At 49.2% G+C, this 22,011-nt stretch carries 19 protein-coding genes and 1 tRNA gene; 10 read left to right on the forward strand and 10 right to left on the reverse strand.

What is annotated here, in order from left to right:
• Positions 1–172 precede the first annotated feature (172 nt).
• Positions 173–433 carry a hypothetical protein gene (locus C4B57_06795; GenBank protein PXF54570.1) on the forward strand — a complete coding sequence of 87 codons (261 nt, stop codon included), beginning with the start codon at positions 173–175 and terminating at the stop codon, positions 431–433.
• 81 nt (positions 434–514) lie between these two features.
• Here the strand turns inward: C4B57_06795 and rfaE2 are convergent, their stop codons facing one another.
• The 3 genes from rfaE2 to C4B57_06810 all read right to left on the reverse strand — a co-directional run bounded on the left by rfaE2 (position 515) and on the right by C4B57_06810 (position 3,351).
• The gene (gene rfaE2 / locus C4B57_06800; GenBank protein PXF54600.1) at positions 515–1,078 is read right to left on the reverse strand and encodes a D-glycero-beta-D-manno-heptose 1-phosphate adenylyltransferase; all 564 of its coding nucleotides are present in this window, start codon (positions 1,076–1,078) and stop codon (positions 515–517) included.
• A gap of 778 nt (positions 1,079–1,856) precedes the next feature.
• Positions 1,857–2,807 (reverse strand): UDP-glucose 4-epimerase, encoded by a 951-nt coding sequence (locus C4B57_06805; protein PXF54571.1) that lies wholly within the window; start codon positions 2,805–2,807, stop codon positions 1,857–1,859.
• Between the two features lie 229 nt (positions 2,808–3,036).
• Complete coding sequence (locus tag C4B57_06810; GenBank protein PXF54572.1) at positions 3,037–3,351, reverse strand: hypothetical protein; 315 nt, start codon at positions 3,349–3,351, stop codon at positions 3,037–3,039.
• Between the two features lie 48 nt (positions 3,352–3,399).
• Here C4B57_06810 and C4B57_06815 point away from each other — a divergent pair, with 48 nt between their 5' ends.
• Positions 3,400–5,283, forward strand: coding sequence for a ferredoxin (locus tag C4B57_06815; GenBank protein PXF54573.1), 1,884 nt, complete (start codon positions 3,400–3,402; stop codon positions 5,281–5,283).
• Here C4B57_06815 and C4B57_06820 read toward each other — a convergent pair.
• Positions 5,266–6,936, reverse strand: coding sequence for a hypothetical protein (locus C4B57_06820; protein PXF54574.1), 1,671 nt, complete (start codon positions 6,934–6,936; stop codon positions 5,266–5,268). The two genes, C4B57_06815 and C4B57_06820, sit on opposite strands and share 18 nt — an antisense overlap.
• Positions 6,937–7,218: 282 nt before the next feature.
• Here C4B57_06820 and C4B57_06825 point away from each other — a divergent pair, with 282 nt between their 5' ends.
• Together C4B57_06825 and pabB are read left to right on the forward strand one after the other, a co-directional pair.
• Complete coding sequence (locus C4B57_06825; protein PXF54575.1) at positions 7,219–8,253, forward strand: RNA 3'-phosphate cyclase; 1,035 nt, start codon at positions 7,219–7,221, stop codon at positions 8,251–8,253.
• Between the two features lie 513 nt (positions 8,254–8,766).
• Positions 8,767–10,677: an aminodeoxychorismate synthase, component I gene (gene pabB / locus C4B57_06830; protein PXF54576.1), complete on the forward strand. Its 1,911-nt coding sequence runs from the start codon at positions 8,767–8,769 to the stop codon at positions 10,675–10,677.
• 69 nt (positions 10,678–10,746) lie between these two features.
• On the opposite strand, the gene C4B57_06835 is transcribed toward pabB, so the two are convergent.
• Together C4B57_06835 and C4B57_06840 are read right to left on the reverse strand one after the other, a co-directional pair.
• On the reverse strand, positions 10,747–11,448 hold the full coding sequence (locus C4B57_06835) for a metal-dependent hydrolase (protein PXF54577.1): 702 nt from the start codon (positions 11,446–11,448) through the stop codon (positions 10,747–10,749).
• Positions 11,449–11,565: 117 nt separating this feature from the next.
• Entirely contained in the window at positions 11,566–12,174 is a 609-nt protein-coding gene (locus C4B57_06840; protein ID PXF54578.1) for a hypothetical protein, read from the reverse strand.
• 566 nt (positions 12,175–12,740) lie between these two features.
• On the opposite strand from C4B57_06840, the gene dnaA reads away from it, so the two are divergent.
• Genes dnaA through C4B57_06860 form a run of 4 tightly spaced genes read left to right on the forward strand, consistent with a single transcriptional unit; the run spans position 12,741 to position 16,658 of the window.
• Entirely contained in the window at positions 12,741–14,072 is a 1,332-nt protein-coding gene (gene dnaA / locus C4B57_06845; protein ID PXF54579.1) for a chromosomal replication initiator protein DnaA, read from the forward strand.
• Between the two features lie 21 nt (positions 14,073–14,093).
• Positions 14,094–15,470, forward strand: a complete 1,377-nt coding sequence (locus C4B57_06850; GenBank protein ID PXF54580.1) for a glycolate oxidase subunit GlcD — start codon at positions 14,094–14,096, stop codon at positions 15,468–15,470.
• 16 nt (positions 15,471–15,486) lie between these two features.
• A complete protein-coding gene (gene ispD / locus C4B57_06855) occupies positions 15,487–16,179 on the forward strand; it encodes a 2-C-methyl-D-erythritol 4-phosphate cytidylyltransferase (protein PXF54581.1) in 693 nt (230 codons plus the stop codon).
• The gene (locus tag C4B57_06860) at positions 16,176–16,658 is read left to right on the forward strand and encodes a 2-C-methyl-D-erythritol 2,4-cyclodiphosphate synthase (protein PXF54582.1); all 483 of its coding nucleotides are present in this window, start codon (positions 16,176–16,178) and stop codon (positions 16,656–16,658) included. Before ispD ends, C4B57_06860 begins: the two co-directional genes overlap by 4 nt.
• A gap of 121 nt (positions 16,659–16,779) precedes the next feature.
• Here the strand turns inward: C4B57_06860 and C4B57_06865 are convergent, their stop codons facing one another.
• Genes C4B57_06865 through tsaD form a run of 4 tightly spaced genes read right to left on the reverse strand, consistent with a single transcriptional unit; the run spans position 16,780 to position 20,170 of the window.
• Positions 16,780–17,580, reverse strand: coding sequence for a formyl transferase (locus C4B57_06865; protein PXF54583.1), 801 nt, complete (start codon positions 17,578–17,580; stop codon positions 16,780–16,782).
• A 60-nt stretch (positions 17,581–17,640) separates the two neighbouring features.
• Positions 17,641–18,495, reverse strand: a complete 855-nt coding sequence (gene rsmA / locus C4B57_06870) for a ribosomal RNA small subunit methyltransferase A (GenBank protein ID PXF54584.1) — start codon at positions 18,493–18,495, stop codon at positions 17,641–17,643.
• Positions 18,492–19,070 (reverse strand): hypothetical protein, encoded by a 579-nt coding sequence (locus C4B57_06875; GenBank protein PXF54585.1) that lies wholly within the window; start codon positions 19,068–19,070, stop codon positions 18,492–18,494. Before C4B57_06875 ends, rsmA begins: the two co-directional genes overlap by 4 nt.
• 29 nt (positions 19,071–19,099) lie before the next feature.
• Entirely contained in the window at positions 19,100–20,170 is a 1,071-nt protein-coding gene (gene tsaD, locus C4B57_06880) for a tRNA (adenosine(37)-N6)-threonylcarbamoyltransferase complex transferase subunit TsaD (GenBank protein ID PXF54586.1), read from the reverse strand.
• A gap of 52 nt (positions 20,171–20,222) precedes the next feature.
• Between tsaD and C4B57_06885 the strand changes: the two genes are divergently transcribed.
• Together C4B57_06885 and C4B57_06890 are read left to right on the forward strand one after the other, a co-directional pair.
• A tRNA-Arg gene (locus C4B57_06885) sits at positions 20,223–20,298 on the forward strand.
• Between the two features lie 439 nt (positions 20,299–20,737).
• Positions 20,738–21,919 carry a hypothetical protein gene (locus C4B57_06890; GenBank protein ID PXF54587.1) on the forward strand — a complete coding sequence of 394 codons (1,182 nt, stop codon included), beginning with the start codon at positions 20,738–20,740 and terminating at the stop codon, positions 21,917–21,919.
• The last annotated feature ends 92 nt before the right edge of the window (positions 21,920–22,011 follow it).

The following is a 22,011-nucleotide window of genomic DNA, read 5'->3' on the forward strand; positions in this document are numbered from 1 at the left end:
CGATTGCAAGACAAGAGAAGTGAAAAAGGCGCAGCACAACGAAAGAAATGAAAAACAATTGATTGCATACCCTCTCCCCCTGTCATAACCTGATCCCAGAGTAAGTTGTTAAATCAAATTCCTCAGTTTAGTAAGCAACACTTGTGCCAGGAGTCTGGAAAACATTCTTTATATGCCGTGGCAGAATAGAGCTCAGCCCTCTCTACCATACTTTGAGATAAACACTGTAGTATCTATTGAACCGATTAGTCTTCGGACACAAATTCCATTTGCAAAAATTTTTGCTGGCAAAACAAAAATTTATATTATTGAAGCCGTTTCCGACCTCGTTTTATTTATGAGATTAAAGAACGGCTTGATAACAGAGAGGCGGATAATTAAATATATATGGAAATACAAAGGAAATGCTGAAGAACTTAAATCTATATTTTAAGACAGGGTGCCAAAATATGAAATTATTGTCAATATTTTGACAACAATTAACAATTTGTGTAAAGAAAATGACAATTTTTTGTCATCGGTTTCTAAGTAAACTCGTGAACAATTGCGGTAATTTCAATATGCGGCTTGTAGATGTATCATAGACAAAAGGAATCCTTGCTATGCGGCCGCCTGCGTTCTTCACTGTTTCGGCCCCTACTATGTCCTTCTCTTTCCAATCCGCTCCCTTGACTAAAATATTCGGGATAATGGTCTGAATAAGGTGCAAAGGTGTAGGATCATCAAAAATCACCACATAGTCTACAGCGGCAAGACCGGCCAGCACATGGGCCCTCATCGCTTCGTGGTTTACAGGGCGACCCGGCCCCTTTATCTTTCTGACCGATTTGTCGCTGTTCAATCCTACCACCAGATAGTCACCCATGTGCCGGGCTGATTCCAGGTATGAGACATGACCTGCATGGAGGATATCAAAGCATCCATTGGTAAAGACCATTTTCTGGCCGGCCTTGCGCCTTCGATTGACCGCGGCACTGAGAGAAGGCAGGTCCAGTATCTTCGGATTGGCCTTTGGCCACCAGGACCTTGGGGCATGTGCGGTAAAGAAGTCCTGCCGTACAGAGTGTATCTCATCCATATCCAACTCAGCCAGGAGGATCGTTTCTCTGTCAGAGGCCTTCGCAAGGATCTCCCCTCGAGGTCCTATAATCTCAGAACCTCCGCCGAATTCCGTGTCTCCAAGCATGCCCCAGGCATTCGCGCCTGCCAAAAAACATTGGCTCTCAACAGCCCTTGACTCCATCAGGAGTTCCAGGTGGCGTCTTCGGCTGAGTGGCCACAAGGCCGACAGAAGTACCAGGTCCACCCCCAGATATACAAGATGGCGGACTATCTCCGGGAAGCGCAGGTCAAAACAGGTTATCAGGCCCAATCCAAGTTCGGATCTCTTGAAAGGTATCCACAGGGCAACAGGATCGGTCCCGGGGCTGAAGACATGATCTTCCCCCATCGGGGCAAAGAGATGAATCTTTCTATAGGTATGAAATATATTATCAGGGCCGATCACATAGGTGGTATTGAAGAGCTTTTCTCCTGATTCATCCGCTGCCAATTCGGGAAGCGTACCGACAACATGGATTCCGTTTTTTTCTGCTAAGGTTTTAAGTTCTGACAGAAGCTCTGGTATCTCATGGGCCAGATACCTGTCGGCTTCACCAAGAGGACCTGTTGCCCATAGTTCAGGGAGCAGAAGCAATTCCGCTCCAGCACCTGCGGTTTCATTGGTTGCGGATTCAACTTTCTTCCAGTTGGCATGGATATCTTTTCCCTTGGGAGTGAACTGGAAAATTCCCATTTTGAAAGTCGATTCTGAATGTCTCATATTTGGAAAATACTCTTTTCTTGAGCGGAATCATTCACCGGCCCATTCTCCAATCCAAAGTTTTTTCAATACCTTCGGAAAGAACTGTCCTGGGTTTCCAGCCCAGTACATCCTCGGCCAGATTTATCTTCAGGCAACTTTTTTTGAGATCTCCAGGCCTCGCAAGGGTCCTGTCCGGTGTCATGAGAGAATTGCTCAGAAGACGTCTGCTGGAAATTACATCAAAGATGGTCTCAAAGAGGAGCTGGGTCCTGGTTTCCTTCCCGGTGCCAATATTTACGGCCTTTTTATTTCCTGCCTCGAGGGCAAGGAGATTTGCCTCAACGACATCTCCCACATAGCAGTAGTCCCTGATCATACCCTCAGGCTCAGAAGGAAAATGAAAAAGCGTACAGGGCCTGTTTTCGAGTAATCTGTCCATGAAAATGGCCACCACTCCTGCCTCGCCATGAGGTATCTGCCTGGGGCCATAGATGTTTGAATAGCGTAAAACAGTATAGTCCAATTCGTATTGGTGCCCGTAAAAGTGAAGGTAGCTTTCTGAAGCCGCCTTTGTTATGGCATAAGGGGACAGGGGCTGCAGGGAACAGTCCTCAGAGGTGGGGTACTCTTCAGCCTCTCCATAGATGGCCCCCCCTGAGGATATGAATATGACCTTGTGTGTCCCGACTCTCCTGGCGCCTTCCAGCAGGTTTATAAAACCCTCGATATTCACTGAGGCGTCAAATCCGGGGTCTTCCACAGAAGCAGGTACGGAGATTTGCGCTGCGTGGTGATTTATCACCTCAGGCCTTTCGTACTCCAGGAGTTTGCGTATCTCAGGGGCCCTGATGTCCATTAAATAGAACCTTGCCTCGGGATGCAGGTTTTCCCGTTTTCCTGTATACAGATTGTCTACCACTACGACTTCATGACCTGCCTCTATATAGGCATCAGCCACATTTGAACCTATAAAACCAGCCCCGCCGGTTACAAGGATTTTCATACCTAAGGATCTCCTTAATTAAAAGTATTATCATGCTATCATGGTTATAGAAGCTCTCGCAAGAAATGTGGGCGATTTTATTCTCTTGGGCCAATTTCAAAAATATAACTGAATTTGCTGGACGTAATACGAATCGATAAATATTATTAAGGGACAGTAAATATTCTTATGAACCCGTGGTCTCAAGTAACCGTTCACAGGAAGGGGATATTTCTTTTCACTTAACACTTCAGCCCCTTGTTTTCTTAAGGCTTTTGACATGGGGGATGTCCTGCCCCCTCTGCATTCGCCTTACGCTGCGCTCAGGCGATGCAGTTTCCCCCACAGCAAAAGCCGAGAAAACTACGGGGGCTTCCGTTAAACTGTTCAAAGAAATATCCCCTGCCAGTGAACGGTTGCCATCCGTGCCCTGCCGCAGGAGCGGTTTGCCTTTTGCGGGGTTTTGGGTAGCGGGCCGGATTGCACTGCCTCTCCGGTCTGCGATGAGTGAGCTTTGAAACCCGGAAAAAGGTAACCGCTTCAGGGCAGGATATAACGGGTTCACCGAATATTTACAAGGGACCGGTAATATTGTGAAGAAATAGGATTAATTATGCCTGAAGTAACCTTTTTGCCAGCCAATATGACCGTAAAAGCGAACCAGGATGAAAATCTGCTGAGGATAGCCATGAGGGCCGGTGTATATATCAATTCCTTATGCGGTGGGGCAGGGGTATGTAACAAGTGCCGCATTCTTCTGGAACGGGGCCGGGTCCGGGGAGAGGCCCTGCCGGAAGGCGGATGGAAGGCCTGCGCCACCTTTCCGGTCTCAGACGTGGTGGTCCGTGTACCAGTTGAATATGAAATGGACCGAAAGGTACTCAGGCGGCCGATGGCCAGAAAGGCTGCATCCTGGATCAAGGCCCAGGAAGAGCCTGTAACCTGGAAGCTGCATCCTGCTGTGCGAAAACGCGTTATTAACCTGCCCCAGCCAAGCCTTCAGGACAGTGCAAGCGACCTCGACAGGCTGATGCGCGAGATTGTCCAGGGCAGGCTCCAGGCGATTTCAATGGAGGTAGACAGCCAGATTCTCTTTAATTTGCCGGAATCGATACGGAACAAAGACTGGAGAGTCACTGTCAGCTTAATGGAAGGAGCAAAGAAAGACGTCCGTCGCCTCATTCGTGTGGAGCCTGGTGATGCAACGGACCAGCATCTTGCCGTGGCCGTGGATATAGGGACTACCACGGTGTCGGCCCAGTTGTTGGATCTCGGGAGCGGAGCGGTCCTGGCAGAGGCATCCAATTACAATCCGCAGATCAGTTATGGGGAAGATATCATCTCCCGGATGGAGTTTGCCAGAAGAAAAGAGGGCCTGAAGACCCTGCAAAAAAAGATAGCCGAATGCCTCAATGGGCTCATAGGAGAACTCCTTTCAGATGCGGACCGGGGGAAGGACGCCTTGAGTCTGATTACTGTTGCCGCAAATACCGTAATGATTCATCTTCTTCTTGGACTTGATACGCGTTTTTTGAGGACCCAGCCCTATACTCCTGTCGCCACCCGATTCCCTCCGGTAAGGGCCATAGAGTCAGGCATAAATGTTCCTGAGCACGTGCGCGTGTTTTTAGGCCCCTGTGTTGCCAGTTACGTCGGTGCGGATATCGTGGCCGGAGTAGTAGGCGTAGGGCTTAACCGCCGCCCGGAACTTACGCTTTTCATAGATATAGGGACAAACGGAGAGATCGTCCTTGGAAATCAGGACTGGATGGCCTGTGCAGCCTGCTCTGCAGGTCCTGCCTTTGAGGGGGGCGGCATAAAGCACGGCATGCGAGCCACCACAGGGGCAGTGGAGGTGGTGTACATACATCCCGGGACTTTTGAACCCATGGTCTTGACCATTGGCGGCAGAAAGGCCAAGGGAATATGCGGATCAGGCATAATCAGCCTGCTTGCAGGCCTTTTCATGGCAGGTGTGCTGGATCAGCAGGGAAAGTTTCATACCGGCCTGGGGACGAAAAGGGTCCGCTTTGGCAGGGATGGCTGGGAATACGTGGTAATAGAGGCGGAATCCACTTCCATAGGTCAGGATATTGTGTTTACAGAGGCAGACATTGAGAATCTCATCAGGGCAAAAGGTGCCATGTTTGCCGGTTATTTTACTTTGCTGGAATCGGTGGGTATGGGATTTGAGGACCTGGAACGGGTAATACTGGCCGGCAATTTTGGAAGCTACCTGGATATTGACCAGGCCATCACCATAGGACTCCTTCCGGATATTCCAAGGGACCGATTCTTTTTCGCAGGCAACAGCTCTCTCCTCGGGGCAAAGGCCTCGGCTGTTTCCCGGTCTGTTATGAAAGAGCTGCACGAGGTCGCTCAGATGATGACACACTTTGACCTAAGCGATAACCCGAGGTTCATGGAACACTATGTCTCCTGCCTGTTCCTGCCTCATACGGATCAGAAACTGTTCCCCTCAGTCAGGCTGGACTGATTTCATTGCATTCCTGAAGGCCTCTGCGTAATCTTCCGGGTAGTGACCTGTGATCCATCTTTCCTGCCTTTCGCTGAAAGCACCCGGGGAACGGGATGCTCTGGGCAGAAAGCAGTAAAAGAGACGCTGGTCCATATCCGGATTGTCGAAACGTTTTGAGATCTCATAGCCCGTGACCATCTGGGCCCCCATACAGTCCAGGGTCCGGATTACGAGCTCGATGCACTTATCCAGTGACTTTCGGACCTCCGGGTCCGCCTCAAGCACATTACCCACCGGACAAGTGGTCATAATCTGGACCTCGCCATGGAAGCGCTGGGCCTTGGGGATATGGATCATGACGTTTTCATCCTCGTGAACAATCAAACTTGATGGCAGGTCTTTTTTCCCGTCCAATCTTTTGTTGGAACGGATTGCCCTTAAATATGTCTTAAAAAAGGGGTGTCCACAGGCCTTTTCGTAAAGAGCGGAAAAGCGGGCCACCTGATCTCCTACTGCATAGGTAGAGATTGATTTTGAGCCGGCACCCCCTGTATCCACTGATTTCACATTGGGAGGTATAAGGGCAAACTGCTGGTGAATCTGTTGGTGGGATGCATGTAATCTGTATCCTGATGGAGAGAAATCAAAGCCGTAGTTCCAGCCCCAAAGGGTGGCTGTATAAGGCAGGCCCTCTCCGCTCTCAAGCCTCTTTGCAACTTCCTTCAGCACTGACTGTCTCATGGATTCAATCTCAGCGACCGGCAAAGTGTTCCTGCCTTCCCGGGAAATTCCCTTCGCAATATCGAGATTGACGGCCATTTGAGTATAGACCCGCTGGTAATAGAGGTGACGCAGGCCCGTTATATCATCGGGAAGCAGTTCCGCTGCCCTGTACCTCACACAGTCATGAGCCATATTAGATGCATAATGACCCCATGGAATATAGCTGTCTGCCCTGAGATATTCCCATACGTGTGTCTTGCAGCCGGATGCATATTCGCCGACAATCGGGCTGCTTCCCTGAATCCCTGGAATTAATACCATGGCAAGCTTATAATTATATGGACAGGCCATATTGTTACCAATCACATCAAAGAGTTCCTGGTCAAATAGGACCGGTTTGGGATGGCCCAGTTCGTCATACTCATATTTCACGCCAACCGGGTTCCCGCTGTCGTCAAGCTCAAACTTACATGCCAAATGTGCCATCGCCTTGAGGAGCCTGCTGTCCCTGGATGTCTGGGCCAGGGACAAGAGAACGGGCCTCGGGAGGTCTTTCAGGGAATAAGCCCTTTCGTTCGAACCCTTTAAGCGCCCATTCAACAGGTCTTCCAGTAATGGCGAACGCCTGCCGGACCCCTCGTCGCTTCTCCTGAATCCGAGTCTTTTCGGGTCCTTTGAAAATTGCTCTGCCTGATCATAAAGTATGTATGTGGCACCCCAGAAAGGAAAGGCATTCGGGATCTCATAGACTTTGCCGGCATTGTTGATAACAAGGTCGCCCCTGGGGAAGTTGACCCGGTTATTAATTGCATTGCCGTCTGAATCATGGCCCAGCACGGCCAAAGTTTCAGTCCGCCTGAGGTTTACAACTTTGTAAGATGGCTCGTGAAGGGCACAAATAAAAACCCCTGACGGATCTATGCACGTGCAAAGGATGTCTTGATTCACATTACTCCATCCTCAATAATAAATATTTATGAGTTATTTCCATTGACTCCAGATATCTCTTTATACTTGTACAGTCAAGGTGCAGACGATTATTCCAAGATTATAAACAATTTGCACGAGTAAATCATGTCCTGATCGAATATGTTATAGTTAATCATCGGAGGAGAATTTTGAATGGTGAATTAATAATTTAAAATCTTATAACTTTTTCCTCCATAATTCAAAATTTAGCATTCAGTAACTCAGCATCATAATCTATTAATGTCTGGTATGTAAAAAAACATGATTATTATCGACGGTTCCTATGGAGAGGGAGGGGGCCAGATTCTGAGGAGCTCCCTGGCCCTTTCCATGATCACCGGACAGGCTATTGAAATCCTGAATATTCGTGCCAGGAGGCCGAAGCCCGGCCTTCGTCCACAGCATCTGACTTGTGTAAAAGCGGCTGCCTCGGTATGTGGAGCCCGGCTGGAAGGAGCTGAGTTCGGTTCGCAGCGCCTGGTATTTATCCCGGGTAAAGTAAAACCGGGTAATTATAGCTTTGCCGTAGGTACCGCCGGCTCTGTCATGCTGGTTTTTCAGACCGTACTTCTTCCTCTGGCCCTTTCCCCCGGCCCTTCTGAGATTACTTTTACAGGCGGCACCCATGTCCCGTGGAGTCCGTGCTTTCACTATATTGACCTTGTATTTAGGCCTGCCGTATCTGCCATGGGAATATTATTTGAAATGGAGCTTGAGAGATGGGGTTACTACCCAAAAGGAGAGGGGATAGTAAGGACAAGAATTCTGCCGTCAGAGGGTCTCGGTTCCTTCAGGCCGGTTCCCCGGAGAGGAGAAAGAGTCTGCGTTAAGGCCATTTCGGCCACGGCCTGCCTGCCTGGCCACGTCAGGAAAAGGCAGTCCGCACGAGTAAAATCTGTTTTGGAGGGCAGAGAAATCGAGGTAGATGTAGAAGAAATGGAGGGATCTGCCATGTGCCCGGGCAGCCTCCTGTTCTGCTGGATATCCGGTCAGGGGAGATATGGTGGTTTCACCGGGCTGGGCGCAAGAGGCAAGCCTGCCGAGAAGGTTGCTGATGAAGCGGTTTCCGGACTATTGGCCTTTCTGGACAGTGGCGCAGCCTGCGACAAATACCTTTCTGATCAAATACTGCTCCCGGCAGTGCTTGCACGTGGAGAGAGTCAATGGTCCACAAACTCTATAAGCAATCACCTTCTCACAAACATATGGGTGACCGGACGCTTTGGGCTCGGCAAGGTGAAGCTGCTGGAAGAAGACGGGAAATCCGGCTTGATCAAATGTTACGGAACCGATTAAGACATCCTGGAAATTTGCAATCCGTTGTAATCATCGGTATCCGGCGTCAGTCGGCCTTTGCCGCCATTACGGAACGATAGGATCAAGAGGAGATGTAAATATCCGGTGAACCCGTTATATCCTGCCTTGAAGCGGTTGCCTTTTTCCGGGTTTCAAAGCTCACTCATCGCGGACCGGAGAGGCAGTGCAATCCGGCCCGCGATCGAAACCCTGCAAAAGGCAAACCGCTCCTGCGGCAGGGCGCGGATGGCAACCGTTCACAGGAAGGGGATATTTCTTTGAACAGTTTATAACGGAAGCCCCCGTAGTTTTCTCGGCTTTTGCTGTGGGGGAAACTGCATCGCCTTAAGCGCAGCGTAGGGCGAATGCAGAGGGGGCAGGACATCCCCCATGTCAAAAGCCTTAAGAAAACAAGGGGCTGAAGTGTGAAGTGAAAAGAAATATCCCCTTCCGTGAACGGTTATGTAGGGTCACGGGTTCACCGGATATTTACAAGGAGATAAAAATTTGGCCATGAATCTACCCTATGTCACAGGAAGGCCCTATCCTCTGGATGCAGCAAGTATTTTAAAAGGCCTTACTGATATAGAATGCTTTGTATTTCTTGAAACTTCAAGGGTTGCCGGAGAAGAGAATACCTCATACCTATTTTTAAATCCAATAAAAATCCTTACTGCATACGGCCCTGATGATCTGGAGCCTCTTTACAAATCCATGGAGACGGCCATTGACAGAGGATACTATCTGGCCGGATGGTGGGCCTATGAATGGGGATATGCCCTTGAGCCCAAATTATATCACCTCCTGGACGCGCTCAGACCCAAGGCCCCCCTGGTATGGCTCGGTGTGTTTGAGAACCCGAAGATATGGATTCATAAGCCCGACGCCCCTTTTTGCCCTTTAAAAAATATTCCGGATATCCGGAAGAAATTAGGACCTCTGAAACTGGAGGTAGAAAAAGAACGATACATCAGGGCTATAGACTGTATAAAGGACTATATAGCCGGCGGTCATACCTATCAGGTCAACTATACCTTAAGGGGAAGGTTTGACTACACCGGTCTTCCATCTGATCTCTATCTGTCGCTCAGGGCCCGGCAGTCTGTTTCTTACGGGGCGGTGATACGCAACAGGAAAAAATGGCTCCTTTCCCTCTCCCCGGAACTTTTCTTTCGCCTGGAAGGGCGAAAGATCTGGTCCAAACCCATGAAGGGCACATTAAAGAGAGGAAGGACAATAGACGAAGATCGTGAACTGGCTCGTTTTCTGGCCAATGATCCCAAGAACCGGGCAGAAAACATCATGATTGTTGATCTGCTTCGAAACGATATAGGGAGGCTCTCTCTCCCCGGAACGGTCCGGGTACCGGAGATCTTTACCGTTGAGCGCTATGAAACCCTCTTTCAAATGACATCCAGGATAGAGGGAGAAATTCGCCCGGGCACATCCTGGCATGAGATCTTTAAGGCCCTGTTTCCGTGCGGATCTGTGACCGGTGCACCAAAGATCCGGACAATGGAGATCATCTCCGAGATCGAGTCCTCTCCAAGGGGCGTATATACCGGTGCCATAGGATTCATTTCACCCCGCAGAAGGGCGGTGCTGAATGTGGCCATCAGGACAGTGGTCCTGGACGGAGAATCAGGAGAGCTCGGGATAGGAAGCGGGATAACAATAGATTCAGATCCTGCAAGAGAATACGATGAGTGCAGACTTAAGGCCAGATTCCTGACAGATCCTCTTTACTTTCCCCATCTTGAAAAGGGTGAAACAAGGAAGGATTTTTCCCTTATAGAGACCATGAGGTGGGACCCTGTAAGGAGAGAGCAGGAAGTCACAGAGGGCTACTTCCTGCTGGAAAGGCATCTTGAAAGGCTCTCGCAATCCGCTCATTATTTCGCCTTTTACCTGGACCTGAAAAAGGTGAGAAGGGAGCTGGCTGAATTCGCAAGAGGCCTCTACCCTGAAAGAAGACCCCATCGGGTCCGCATGTTGTTGGGAAGAGACGGTTCTTTGACTGTTTCAGCCTCTGCTCTATCCATGCAGGAAAAGCAGGTCTATTTTGACCTGTCTGCAAAGGCAGTCGACTCTCAAGACCCTTTTTTATATCACAAAACCACATACAGGCCTCTGTTCACTGAAGAATACCAAAGGGCCAAGACCCGCGGTCTCTTCGACTGCGTGTTTGTAAACGAGCGCGGCGAGCTTACTGAAGGTTCTATCAGCAATATATTTCTGGAAATTAATGGCGGACTCGTCACCCCTCCGGTATCAAGCGGGCTCCTGAACGGCACCTTTCGCCAGGAACTTGTGGAGCAAGGCCGTGCCAGTGAGCATGTGCTCTATCCGGATGACATGAATAAGGCCACAGCGATATATTTGGGGAACTCGGTACGCGGGCTCTTGAGAGCAAGCTGCAAATGAAGGTTCAAAGGTTCGGGGTTGCTTTGATAACCCTTAACCTTTGAACCATGAATCCCTGAACAGTCACAGCTACAGTAAAATGCTCTCCCCTGGCCTCATCTCCACTAACTGAGTATCAACTTGCTGGGATACCAGTTCCCTGCCGAATTCCTCTACAGTGCCCGTAAGAGCAGGGAAAGAACCATAGTGCATCGGGACAACTTTTTTTGGCCTGAGGAATTTGCAGGCACAGGCCGCTTCTCTGGGTCCCATGGTATAATGGTTTCCTATGGGGACCATGGCAATCTCGGGCCGATACATTCCCCCTATCAGGGCCATATCACCAAACAGGCCGGTGTCTCCTGCATGGTAGAGAACGAGTCCGTCTTCAAGGCGGATCACAAAGCCTGCGGCCTCTCCGCCGTAAAGGATCTCGTTGCCTTCCTGGATCGAGGAACTGTGAAGCGCTGATACCATGGTGATCGCGACTCCCTTTGTAATATAAGTTCCTCCGATATTCATGCCGGTCACATTCGGAATTCCCCTGATCAGGAGATATTGTTGTATTTCGTGGATTGCCACTACTTCGGTGGAAGATGACCTGGCCATTGCCTGACAGTTTCCCATGTGATCTTCATGGGCATGAGTAATAAGAATGAGATCAGCGTCCAATGAATCGGGCTTATCTGCGGCTTGGGGATTGTCCAGCCATGGATCAATCCATATCTTCAAATCCTGTTCCGTCACTATCCTAAAGGCTGAATGACCAAAAAAGCTTAGTTTATGAGACATGATTACCCCTTTCTAATAAGTAAAAAAATAAAATTTTCATTCTTCATGACAAGTAAAAAGTAGTTTACATTTAGCGGTGAAATTGGAAATTGGGAAAAACATAAGGGTGTAGATGCATCACCTAATTTCAAATTTCCAATTTCCGGTTTCACCATCGGCATTCACTTTCACTGCCGGGTCAAGGACATTTAGCTCATCCAGACTGGCAGGTCCGATATCCAGCTTTTTAAAAATAAAAGACTCAATTTCCAAGGTCTCATCATGGAGCCTGCTGATCATTTCCCGGCGCTCCGCAGTGCTTCCATAACGCCTTAACAGGTCCTCAAACCTCTCTGATAATGTGACTATGGAGGCGTGCCTTACTCGCTTGTCAGCATAATTCACAAGTAAGGCCTCGGTCATCATTGGATTATGCTTAATATTACAGTCAAGATGTACGTGTTGACGTACTATATCTGCTGTCGCAGGATGCCCCAGGGCCTCAAGCAACTTGAAGGCCGATAAGGCGTGATCCTGCCCTGTATTGACAGAATCCATCTTGGTTATATCATGGAGAAGGCAGCCTGCCTCCACAAGACCGATATCAAGATTTTCACCCGCTTTTTTCAGATGACCCGCAATGAACATTCCTGCCTGGGTCACCCTGAGACTGTGGGACACTATGTGTTCCGGAACTCGATACTCTTGCAGGAGAGCCAGGCACCTTTTTCTGTCAAGGATTTCCATTCAGACACTATTCCAAAACAACAACATTCCTCGGGACAAAGCACCGATTATTGCATCCGTACTCCTATGGCAGTATTTAAAAAAGCTACAGATAAAAAATAGACGAAAATCGAAGGATCTGCAAGTTTTGGTTATTTGAAAAAAATGTTGAAAAAACCTGTTCAGCAGGAAAACTTACGGAAATTATGTGAATTTTTACGCATAATAAAAACCTTGTTTTCTCCGCAAGTTACACAATTCTTCAAAAAAAACAACAAAAAATTCAAGAGATAGCCCTTGTTGATAACTTATTTGCCGGCCGAAGGGAAAACACACTTTCTCCACTTTGACAATGCAATATGGCTTCATTATAAGAATCAAGGTATTTGTAAAACAACAATGTTCAGCACCTGAAGAAAAGAATAGGTCCTTTCAGGCAATTAACCAAAAAAACAATGCCTTATAACCATTTTCATGCTAATGAGATGAAAATCAGGTCCATCTCTGGCCAAGAATTTAAGTCATAGTCAGGTCACTTTACACCCGAAAGGCGATGAGGCCGCAATTGCTTCTTTAGGTAATCAGAAATGGAAAGCGTCTGGCAAAACCTGAAAGAAATTCTTCGCCCCAGGATACCTGAGGGCAGCTACCGGTTATGGATTGCCCCCCTGACCTATAGGAAGACAGATGGCGACACTATCATTATCAACTGCCCCAATCAGTTCTTTGCTTCCTGGGTCCAGGAGCATTATTTGCACTTGTTAAACGACGCACTTATTCAAGAGGGGCATGCTTCCTGGAAGATAAGGCTTTCTCCTGCCGAAATTGCAAAAGAGGCTGCACGGGATCAATTACACCTTCCAAACTTTGCCCCCAGTGAGCTGACAAGACCCCGGTTCTGTGAACGTTTTACCTTTAATGAGTTTGTAGTTGGAGACAGCAATCGCTATGCCTTTTCAGCTTGTTGGGCTGCAGCTAATGGATGGGATAATCACAGCAGGATAATCTACCTGCACTCTGATGCAGGACTCGGGAAGAGCCATCTTACCCAGGCAGTCGGACAAAAAATACTTGAAAACAGAGCGGATACGAAACTGTGCTATCTCACTGCCAATGAGTTCACCACGCAGGTCGTAAAATCAATAAAAAGCGGCCAAATGGACGCATTTGTGCGCCGCTATCAAAATGACTGTGACGTCCTTCTCCTTGAAGAGGTCCATTCCTTTGCAGGGAGAGAAAGGACCCAGGCAGAACTGGCACTGGCCCTTGATTATCTTATGGACAAGGATAAGACAATAATTTTTACCGGAAGCAAACTCCCGAGAAAGATACCCAGTGTGAATGATCAACTTCGGTCGAGGCTGGTTAGCGGGCTGATTACCTCCATAAATCCTCCGGATCTGCCTACCAGAAAAAAAATTATTGAACGTAAGGCCGCGAATTGCGGAGTATGTCTCAGGAAAGAGATTATTGAATTTCTTGCCCAGCATCTGACGGGCGATATCAGAAGAATCGAGGGGGCGGTGATCGGGCTTGTTACCAAGTCCTCACTGCTCAGACAGACTGTTGATATGGATCTGGCTCGAGAAGTGGTTAAAGATCTGGTCGGAGAACCGAAGGCGATCACTGTCGCAACTATACGGGAAATGATCTGCCGTCATTACCAATTGAGCAGGGATGATATCTGCTCAAAATCCAGAAAGAGTTCAGTTGCACGGCCGAGACAAATGGCCATGTTTCTTGCCCGTCGCTACACCGAGTCTTCTCTTGAGGCCATTGGGAGAGAATTTAATCGCGACCATGCCACTGTGCTGCACTCTGTTAACCGCATTAAGAAACAACTGAATGAGTCTGGCAAGCTCAGGCACCAGTTGGAATTCCTGGTCGATCAACTTGAAAAACAGCAATGGCAGAACTGAAGGCCTGTAACCTCTCTAATAATGAAAAAGGTCCTGGTTCGGCAGTTTTTGGAGATTGTGGGACCTGGGAATTTTTCCACGGATCCGGCTGATCTCAAATGTTATTCCTATGATGCAAGCAGCATCAGCTCTCTTCCAGAGGCCGTAGTCCTTCCAGGATCTACTGAAGAAGTCTCGCGGGTCCTTTTCCTTGCAAACCAGGAAGGCTTGGCGGTATTTCCAAGGGGTGCCGGCACAGGTACTACAGGGGCATCGGTCCCGATCAACGGCGGGCTTGTGCTCTCCCTTACTAGGATGGACCGGATAATATCCATTAATCCGGCAGATCTCACCGCCATGGTGGAGCCCGGGGTCGTTACGGGAAAGTTGCAGGAAGAGGTATCACGATACGGGCTATTTTATCCTCCGGATCCAGCGAGCATGCATTTTTGCACTATCGGAGGGAACGTGGCTACTGGCGCCGGAGGACCAAGGGCGGTAAAATACGGCGTTACCAGGGACTATGTCCTGGCCCTTGAGATAGTGCTTGCTGACGGAAACGTGATACATACAGGCGTACGGACGGCAAAAGGAGTGGTCGGATACGACCTTACCAGGCTGATGGTAGGCTCTGAAGGCACGCTGGGCGTCGTGACCGGGATCACCTTGAAGCTCATACCCGGCCCGGAAGCAGAGGGCATGCTGATCGCGTTTTTCCCGGATGCAAAGTCGGCTTCAGATACAGTTGTAAGCCTTTTCGAATCAAGGATTCTGCCCAGGTGTGCCGAATTTCTTGACAAGATGAGTATTGAATTGATATCAGGGCAGCTTCCGGTTGCAATACCTGAAAGGGCTGATGCCATGTTGCTCATTGAAGTGGATGGTGTCCGGGAATCTATCCCTGGGCAACTCGGGGAAGTGGTCAACTCCTGCAAGAACTGCGGGGCGATTGATATACACGTAGCGGAATCCGATGATCAAGCAAAGGCCTTCTGGTCAGCCAGGCAGGGCCTGTCACCTTCCATAAGGAGCCTTGGATTCCCGGACAAAATCAATGAAGACATATGCGTTCCGAGGAGCTGCCTGCCGGAGATGATAAACGAGCTGGAAAAAATAGGCAGGAAGACCCGGATCACAATCCTCAGCTTCGGACACGCAGGTGATGGAAACCTTCATGTAAACCTCTTGCTCGACCTGAGCGACAAGGAAGAAAAGCTCGGGGGAGATGCCGCTGTTATGCAGATCATGGAGGCAACACTGGCACTTGGAGGAACCATTTCCGGAGAGCACGGCATTGGTCTTACAAAAAGGCCTTTTATTAAAATGGAGATAGATGACAGAGGCCTTGAGATCATGAGAGGTATAAAAAGGATATTTGATCCCGGAAATATTCTGAACCCCGGAAAGGTGTTTCCATAAGGGCCTTGGGAATACTATGAAAGTCTCAGCTATTATTGTGGCAGCAGGTGCTGGTATACGTTTTGGTGCAGGGATTCCAAAGCAGTTTATCGCCCTGGGAGGACGTCCTATTCTTGCCTGGAGCCTTAAGGAATTTGACAGGTCAAGCCTTATAAATGAAATTATAGTGGTGGCACCGCCTTCAGATGAGGGAGCTGTCAATGCAATAATACAAAAATGGATCCGCAGGGTCCGTGTCAAGGTGGTCCCGGGAGGATCAACCAGGCAGGAATCGGTAAAGTCGGGGTTGGATGCGGTTGATGGTGACCTGGAGTGGATAGCGGTGCACGATGCTGCGAGGCCCCTTGTGACCTTGATGCATATAGAGGCTGCGTGCTTCCTGGCCCAGGAGGTAGGGGCTTCCATCCTTGCCGTTCCTGTCCGGGATACGGTGAAGGTAGTGGATGAAGACGGACTGGTTATCAGGAATCAGAACCGTACCCGTCTCTATCTGGCCCAAACGCCTCAGGTCTGCAGAAAGAAAGACCTGCAGTCCGCATACAGGCTGGCAGAAGATAAGGGCATAAGGGCTACTGACGAAGCAGGACTCCTGGAAGTCGCGGGAGTTGTCGTGGGCGTGGTTGAAGGCAGCCCCAGCAATTTCAAGATCACCAGTCAGGAAGACCTCAAGATGGCCGAGGCCCTGATAACTTCGATTCAAAAGGCATGAATACGATTCGAATAGGCTTCGGCTATGACGTGCACAGACTTGTGAGCAGTCGCAACCTTATTCTGGGGGGCGTAAAGATTCCCCATCCTTACGGCCTTCTTGGCCACTCTGATGCAGATGTCATAACTCATGCCCTGTGCGACGCAATACTTGGAGCTGCAGCCTTAGGCGACCTGGGACGGCATTTTCCGGACCTCGATCCGCGTTATGCTGGGATTTCAAGCATAAAGCTCCTGAAAGAGGTAATTCAAAAAATAGTCTCTTCAGGATGGAGATTGGGGAATGCCGATATCACCCTTGTTGCCCAATCTCCTAAAATTGCTCCGTTTGTAGCCGAGATGAAAAAAAATATCTCTGAGGCCTGCAAAGTCTCCGTAGATCAGATCAATATCAAGGCCACCACCACTGAAGGGCTTGGATTTACAGGAAACGGGGAGGGTATGGCTGCTTACGCAGTCGTGACAATAATCGATTCCTGATTCCGCTCAAAATGCTCCGGATGCAAGGCGCGAGATTTTTCAGGAATGAGACGTACTTGGCGTACGTCGCAGTGACTGGAAAATCGAAGCAACGCAGCATATTGTGGTATTTTCAGCGAAATCATTCTTCAATAGCATCTGTAAGATCATAGGGTCCGGCCAGTTTGCCTCCGGCCTTGTCGTAAAGCTGGAAATCCTTAATTGAGATATCTCCTGCGGCAAGAAGCCTGATGGTATGGACGATGAGCGGGAGCTCCCTTTTTACTCCCTCGTCGCGGATTCTGGCAAAAAGCGGCTGTGATTCTCCATATGATTCCTTTATCTCTTCAAGGCTTGACCTTTGAAGCTCATGCTCAAGCTGCTCCCACAGGATATCCCATGTATCTCCCTTTATGGGAAAAGAGCAATAGGTGACAGCAGGGCCTTTGTCGAGATCCGGGGTCACAAGGTGCATCATGACTCCGGTCTTATCAGCTTTCCGGTCCAGCAACTGCCAGATTACCTCCTGCCAGGTGCCGGCAGGCCCTCCAGGGGCCGCGGGATGAAGGTTGATAATCGAGAGCTTTTGGCAGACCTCCGGGCTGACTACCCACATGTAGCCCGCGAGCACTACCACCTGGGCCGAAAAATCCCTGATTTTATCAAGGATACCTTTGTGGTAGGCCTGTCTCCATGCCTCGCGGTCCCGTTTCCTGAGATCAGGGAGAAAACGCACTGCCGAAAGACTGACCACAGGTATGCCACGATCTTCAGCCCTTATCATCAACCTGTCACTGAATTCGCTTTCACCAGGCTCCCTTGAAGAAAACATATATGAGATCTCTCCGGGGATGATTCCATTGTTAATGGCATTATGTACTGTCTCAAACAGGTCAATGGCTGCCTGATCCCTGCCCGTGGTCCACCATCCGAAACTCCACATATTTCCTCCTTGTCCAATGCAATATCCGCCTGCAGTGCCGGCGCTGCCCTGATCCCCACCTTAAAGAAGCACGTTCTTATCCAGAATATTTGACAGCGTTACAAAGTTTTTAATGCTCAAGACCTCTGCCCGGTATCCCGGATCTATCCCGCAGATCTTCAGCGCATGAAGTATTTCGTCCTGGGAAAAAGGGGGCAGTCCCTTAAGGGCGTTTATCAGCTTCTTTCGTCTCTTCTGAAATGCCTTCCTGACAATATTCTTAAAAAGTGCGAAATCCGTTGCGACTATAACAGGCTCTCTGAATTCCAATTGCACCAAGGTAGAGGTGACCTTGGTACGGGGGCGGAAAAGGCCCGGCGGTATGTCCATTAATCTGGCGACATCGGCGCAATATCCGGTAATTACTGATAATATTCCGTAAGCCTTGCTTCCCGGACGTGATGCGAGGCGCTCGGCTACTTCCTTTTGAAGCATCAATATAGCCCGGTCTATATGATTACGTTCCTCAATCAGCTTAAATATTATCTGGCTTGAAATATTATAGGGCAGGTTGCCGATTATCTTGAGGGGGCCTCCCAGTTCTTCCGCAAGGCCCTGAAAAGAGACCCTGAGGATGTCCGAATGACGCAATTCCACATTCCATGGCAGGGGTCGCTTTTCGCGCACCCATTTGATCAGCCTTTCGTCTATCTCAAGGCCTGTAACCTTGGAGGCCTTTTTTGAAAGCTCCCTGGTCAGGGTCCCGAGCCCTACACCCAATTCTACTACTCGATCTCCGGGCTGTATGCCGGACAGTCTCACTATGGTCTCAATTGTGCCTTGATGGACAAGAAAGTTTTGACCAAGGGAGCGTTTCGGCCGTGGAAAGCCTGGTTTATGGATACCAGGTTGCAGGATATCTCTTTGCCGGGTCATGAATCATCAGGGCTGGCTTTAATAATACGATCCATTCGTTTTTTCTGACGATGGATGTATAAATGCAGGGCTGAGAAATAGGATGCTGCTGCAAACGGAAGGGAAAAGACTACGCCTCCGAGCACCACAGATCCCATTGACTTAAAGCTGTCTATGTATATCAATTTTACTGCTTCGAATATATTTGCATCACGGGCCATATCCATGAGGTGCTTTACATGTTCCCAGGAAAACGAGCTGCCTGTAAGTATGGTACCCACTTTCCAGGATACATAGTACTGGAAGGGAATGGTAAGCGGATTGCTTACCATGAGGCTGACGATGAGTCCGGCCACAAGATGACCCCTTCCGGCAGCGCAAAGAAAGATTATGAGTATGGTGTGGAAGGGAATTGTGGGTGTAAGTCCGATAAAAGTCCCTATAGCGATACCCCGCGCGAGAATGAATGGATCCCCTCTCAGCCTCACTAAACGAAGCCACTGATATCTTACGGTTCTCCCGGGACTGATCCCTTTGTCTCTTTTTGCGTGGCGGAGAATATTTTTTCTTTTTTTAACAGGGACAAGCTCTCCCATGTGAGTTTACCCGGACCGAGGCATTCTGTTCAGATCGGAAGCCTTGAGTAGACATCTGCATCTTCCCTGATCAGGATCCCGGCCCTTATCTGATGATAACCCGTCAAGGCAACCATTGCGGCATTGTCAGTACACAGTTCAGGGTATGGGAAATAGGCCTTGCAGCCAAGTTTCCGTGCTTCCTCGCCCATCCTGGCTCTGAGCCTGGAATTGGTTGCAACTCCTCCTGTTACCGCTATCCTGGTTATATCATAATTTTTTGCAGCAAATAAAACTTTTTCCACGAGCACGTCGACAACTGCCTCCTGAAACGAGGCACAGATATCCTGGACAGGTAACGGGCCCTGTCCGGATAATTTCCTGATCGAAGTCAAAACAGATGTCTTGAGACCACTGAAGCTGAAGTCAAAAGGTGTTTTCGGAAGCCTGGCCCTTGGATACGAAAAGGCACGGGGATCTCCTTTTTCAGCAAGTTGGCTGATTATGGGGCCTCCGGGATACTCAAGTCCAAGCATTTTCGCCACCTTGTCAAAGGCCTCACCTGCAGCATCATCCCTGGTTTGGCCCAAAAGCTCCGCCGAAAGAAAATCATTGACCACATAGAGGTTTGTATGGCCGCCTGACACCACAAGACCCACAAAGGGGAATGATGGTGTGTGTTTGCACAGTAACACAGAAGACAGGTGTGCGTGAAGGTGGTTCACGCCTGTCAGGGGAATGCCGCGGGCCATTGCCAGGGCCTTGGCAAAGGACAGCCCGACAACAAGCGAACCCACAAGCCCGGGGCCCTGGGTAACTGCCACGGCATCTATTGCGGACATATCCGTATTCGCTTCCAGGAGCGCCTTTTCCGCGACCCTTACTATGTCTTCAAGATGGTGCCTTGAGGCCAATTCAGGAACGATCCCCCAGTATTCCTTGTGGATGTGAGCCTGAGAGGCCACTATATTGCTCATCAGATGCCTGCCATCCCTCAGGACCGCAGCTGCAGTTTCATCACAGGATGTCTCTATGGCAAGGAGATTTCTGGGATTTAATTTATGGATGTCCACAGGTTCGGTGTTCAGGATTATCTTATTTTTGAAAGAGGAGATTACCATGTATTGAACTTGACAGTAATATACGCACTATGTTATCGCTCTTCCGCTTACGGCCCCCGTAGCTCAGGGGATAGAGCACAGGATTCCTAATCCTGGTGCCGCAGGTTCGAATCCTGCCGGGGGCACCATGAAGTCAGGGAATGTTGATTCATAACAGCTTACGAATCTAAAATGACTTGATTGGCTGTTCCTTGAACTATTCCAAGATCCTATTAGGCGGACTTTCCTCAAAATTTTTTATCACCCCGAACCCTATCGATGGCAGAAAGGAGTCTTTGTGTATTTTAATGAAATTGCAATATATTTCCAGTCTGCCAAAAATTATAGCCCATAGATTCTATGTAAATATCCGGTGAACCCGTTATATCCTGCCTTGAAGCGGTTGCCTTTTTCCGGGTTTCAAAGCTCACTCATCGCGGACCGGAGAGGCAGTGCAATTTGGTCCGCGATCGAAACCCTGCAAAAGGCAAACCGCTTCTGCGGCAGGGGGCACAGATGGCAACCGTTCACAGGAAGGGGATGTTTCTTTGAACAGTTTAACGGAAGTCTCCGTAGTTTTCTTGGCTTTTGCTGTGGGAGAGAGAGGGGGGGAGTGAAAATATTTCCAGGCCAGAAAAAGCGAGAGGAAAAATGTTCCTTGCCCTTGGTTTCCGCCATCTCCCTGTTTGGCCTATTCAGGCACCAACCGGGCATCTTGGCTTCACCTGCCCATTTGGCACCGGTTTCGCAAGAAAAGATCTTATCAGCGGGCAGGCCAATAGATCTGCCCATGGAATTCGTCCAATCATGCTAAGAAGGGAGATCCGGAACTTGGCCAATGAAGAGAAAACGGGTTTTAACGATCAACATTGTGGTAACTCGTTGGATGCATTAACCTTTTCGGATTCCGAAGGCCCCAGCCCGTATTTTTCATTGGATGTGGAGGCCCGGGATCTGGAGTGGATGTTTGAAGGGGCGGCCATCGGCGAAAATCCGACAGAGGTTTGCCCCTCTATTTCAACGGCGTTGGATGACGAAGATCTGATTGGAGCACCTTTTCAGGAAAAGGATGGCCTCTTTCCAGGTAGCCGACCAGGGAAAAGTTTGCATTGGTCAGTGTCATGGTCGGATTTGATGATGACCATGTTTATATTTTTTGCCGTTCTGTATGTCTTTTCCGCCTCAAAACAGCAAGCGTTGTCCGAGGAGCCAAAGAGAGGAATGATCCTGCCCCCTTTAGTGAAGGAGGGGGTGATGGGCCACCGGCGTGAAAGACTCGCCGAGCCGAACCTGAGCATGACGAAGATATACGATATGAGCCGAGAGACAGTTCGTGCCAAGGCCCTGGGGGAATTCGCCTCTATAGAGCTCACACCGGATAAGACGGTAAGCATCATCCTGAAGGGCGATCTCCTTTTCGAAACCGGGAAGGCGGAATTGATGCCCGAGGCCAAACGCTCGCTTAGGGAAATAGGCGAAATCCTCCGGCAGACAAGGCATGTGGTGAATCTTGTGGGACACACGGACGATGTGCCCATTCATTCGGAGCGGTTTCCAACCAATTGGGAGCTATCGGCCGCCCGTGCCTGCGCGGTCGCCAGATACCTGATCGATGACATGGGGCTCTCCGCATCCCGGTTTTTCATTAGCGGCTATGGGGAAAATCAGCCCTTAAGACCTAATGACACCTGTGAAAACCGTGCCGCCAATCGACGCGTGGAGATCATTATCACTAAAGAGTCTGTCCCGCAAATATTAGTTGCAAAATGAGGCCGAATTCGGTAAAATATTATATAATTTCAACATGATAATTGCTTTTTGAGGGCCTCATGAACTACAATTTCAGAAGCTATAATCCGGAG

The organism is Deltaproteobacteria bacterium (genome assembly GCA_003194485.1).
Lineage (GTDB): Bacteria > Desulfobacterota > Dissulfuribacteria > Dissulfuribacterales > UBA3076 > UBA3076.

Excerpts from the sequence above, each read along its gene's own strand:
- C4B57_06795 (PXF54570.1), top strand. The coding sequence starts at position 173 with ATGCCGTGGCAGAATAGAGCTCAGCCCTCTCTACCATACTTTGAGATA.
- rfaE2 (PXF54600.1), bottom strand. The coding sequence starts at position 1,078 with ATGGATGAGATACACTCTGTACGGCAGGACTTCTTTACCGCACATGCC.
- C4B57_06805 (PXF54571.1), bottom strand. The coding sequence starts at position 2,807 with ATGAAAATCCTTGTAACCGGCGGGGCTGGTTTTATAGGTTCAAATGTG.
- C4B57_06815 (PXF54573.1), top strand. The coding sequence starts at position 3,400 with ATGCCTGAAGTAACCTTTTTGCCAGCCAATATGACCGTAAAAGCGAAC.
- C4B57_06825 (PXF54575.1), top strand. The coding sequence starts at position 7,219 with ATGATTATTATCGACGGTTCCTATGGAGAGGGAGGGGGCCAGATTCTG.
- pabB (PXF54576.1), top strand. The coding sequence starts at position 8,767 with ATGAATCTACCCTATGTCACAGGAAGGCCCTATCCTCTGGATGCAGCA.
- C4B57_06835 (PXF54577.1), bottom strand. The coding sequence starts at position 11,448 with ATGTCTCATAAACTAAGCTTTTTTGGTCATTCAGCCTTTAGGATAGTG.
- C4B57_06840 (PXF54578.1), bottom strand. The coding sequence starts at position 12,174 with ATGGAAATCCTTGACAGAAAAAGGTGCCTGGCTCTCCTGCAAGAGTAT.
- dnaA (PXF54579.1), top strand. The coding sequence starts at position 12,741 with ATGGAAAGCGTCTGGCAAAACCTGAAAGAAATTCTTCGCCCCAGGATA.
- C4B57_06850 (PXF54580.1), top strand. The coding sequence starts at position 14,094 with ATGAAAAAGGTCCTGGTTCGGCAGTTTTTGGAGATTGTGGGACCTGGG.
- ispD (PXF54581.1), top strand. The coding sequence starts at position 15,487 with ATGAAAGTCTCAGCTATTATTGTGGCAGCAGGTGCTGGTATACGTTTT.
- C4B57_06860 (PXF54582.1), top strand. The coding sequence starts at position 16,176 with ATGAATACGATTCGAATAGGCTTCGGCTATGACGTGCACAGACTTGTG.
- C4B57_06865 (PXF54583.1), bottom strand. The coding sequence starts at position 17,580 with ATGTGGAGTTTCGGATGGTGGACCACGGGCAGGGATCAGGCAGCCATT.
- rsmA (PXF54584.1), bottom strand. The coding sequence starts at position 18,495 with ATGACCCGGCAAAGAGATATCCTGCAACCTGGTATCCATAAACCAGGC.
- C4B57_06875 (PXF54585.1), bottom strand. The coding sequence starts at position 19,070 with ATGGGAGAGCTTGTCCCTGTTAAAAAAAGAAAAAATATTCTCCGCCAC.
- tsaD (PXF54586.1), bottom strand. The coding sequence starts at position 20,170 with ATGGTAATCTCCTCTTTCAAAAATAAGATAATCCTGAACACCGAACCT.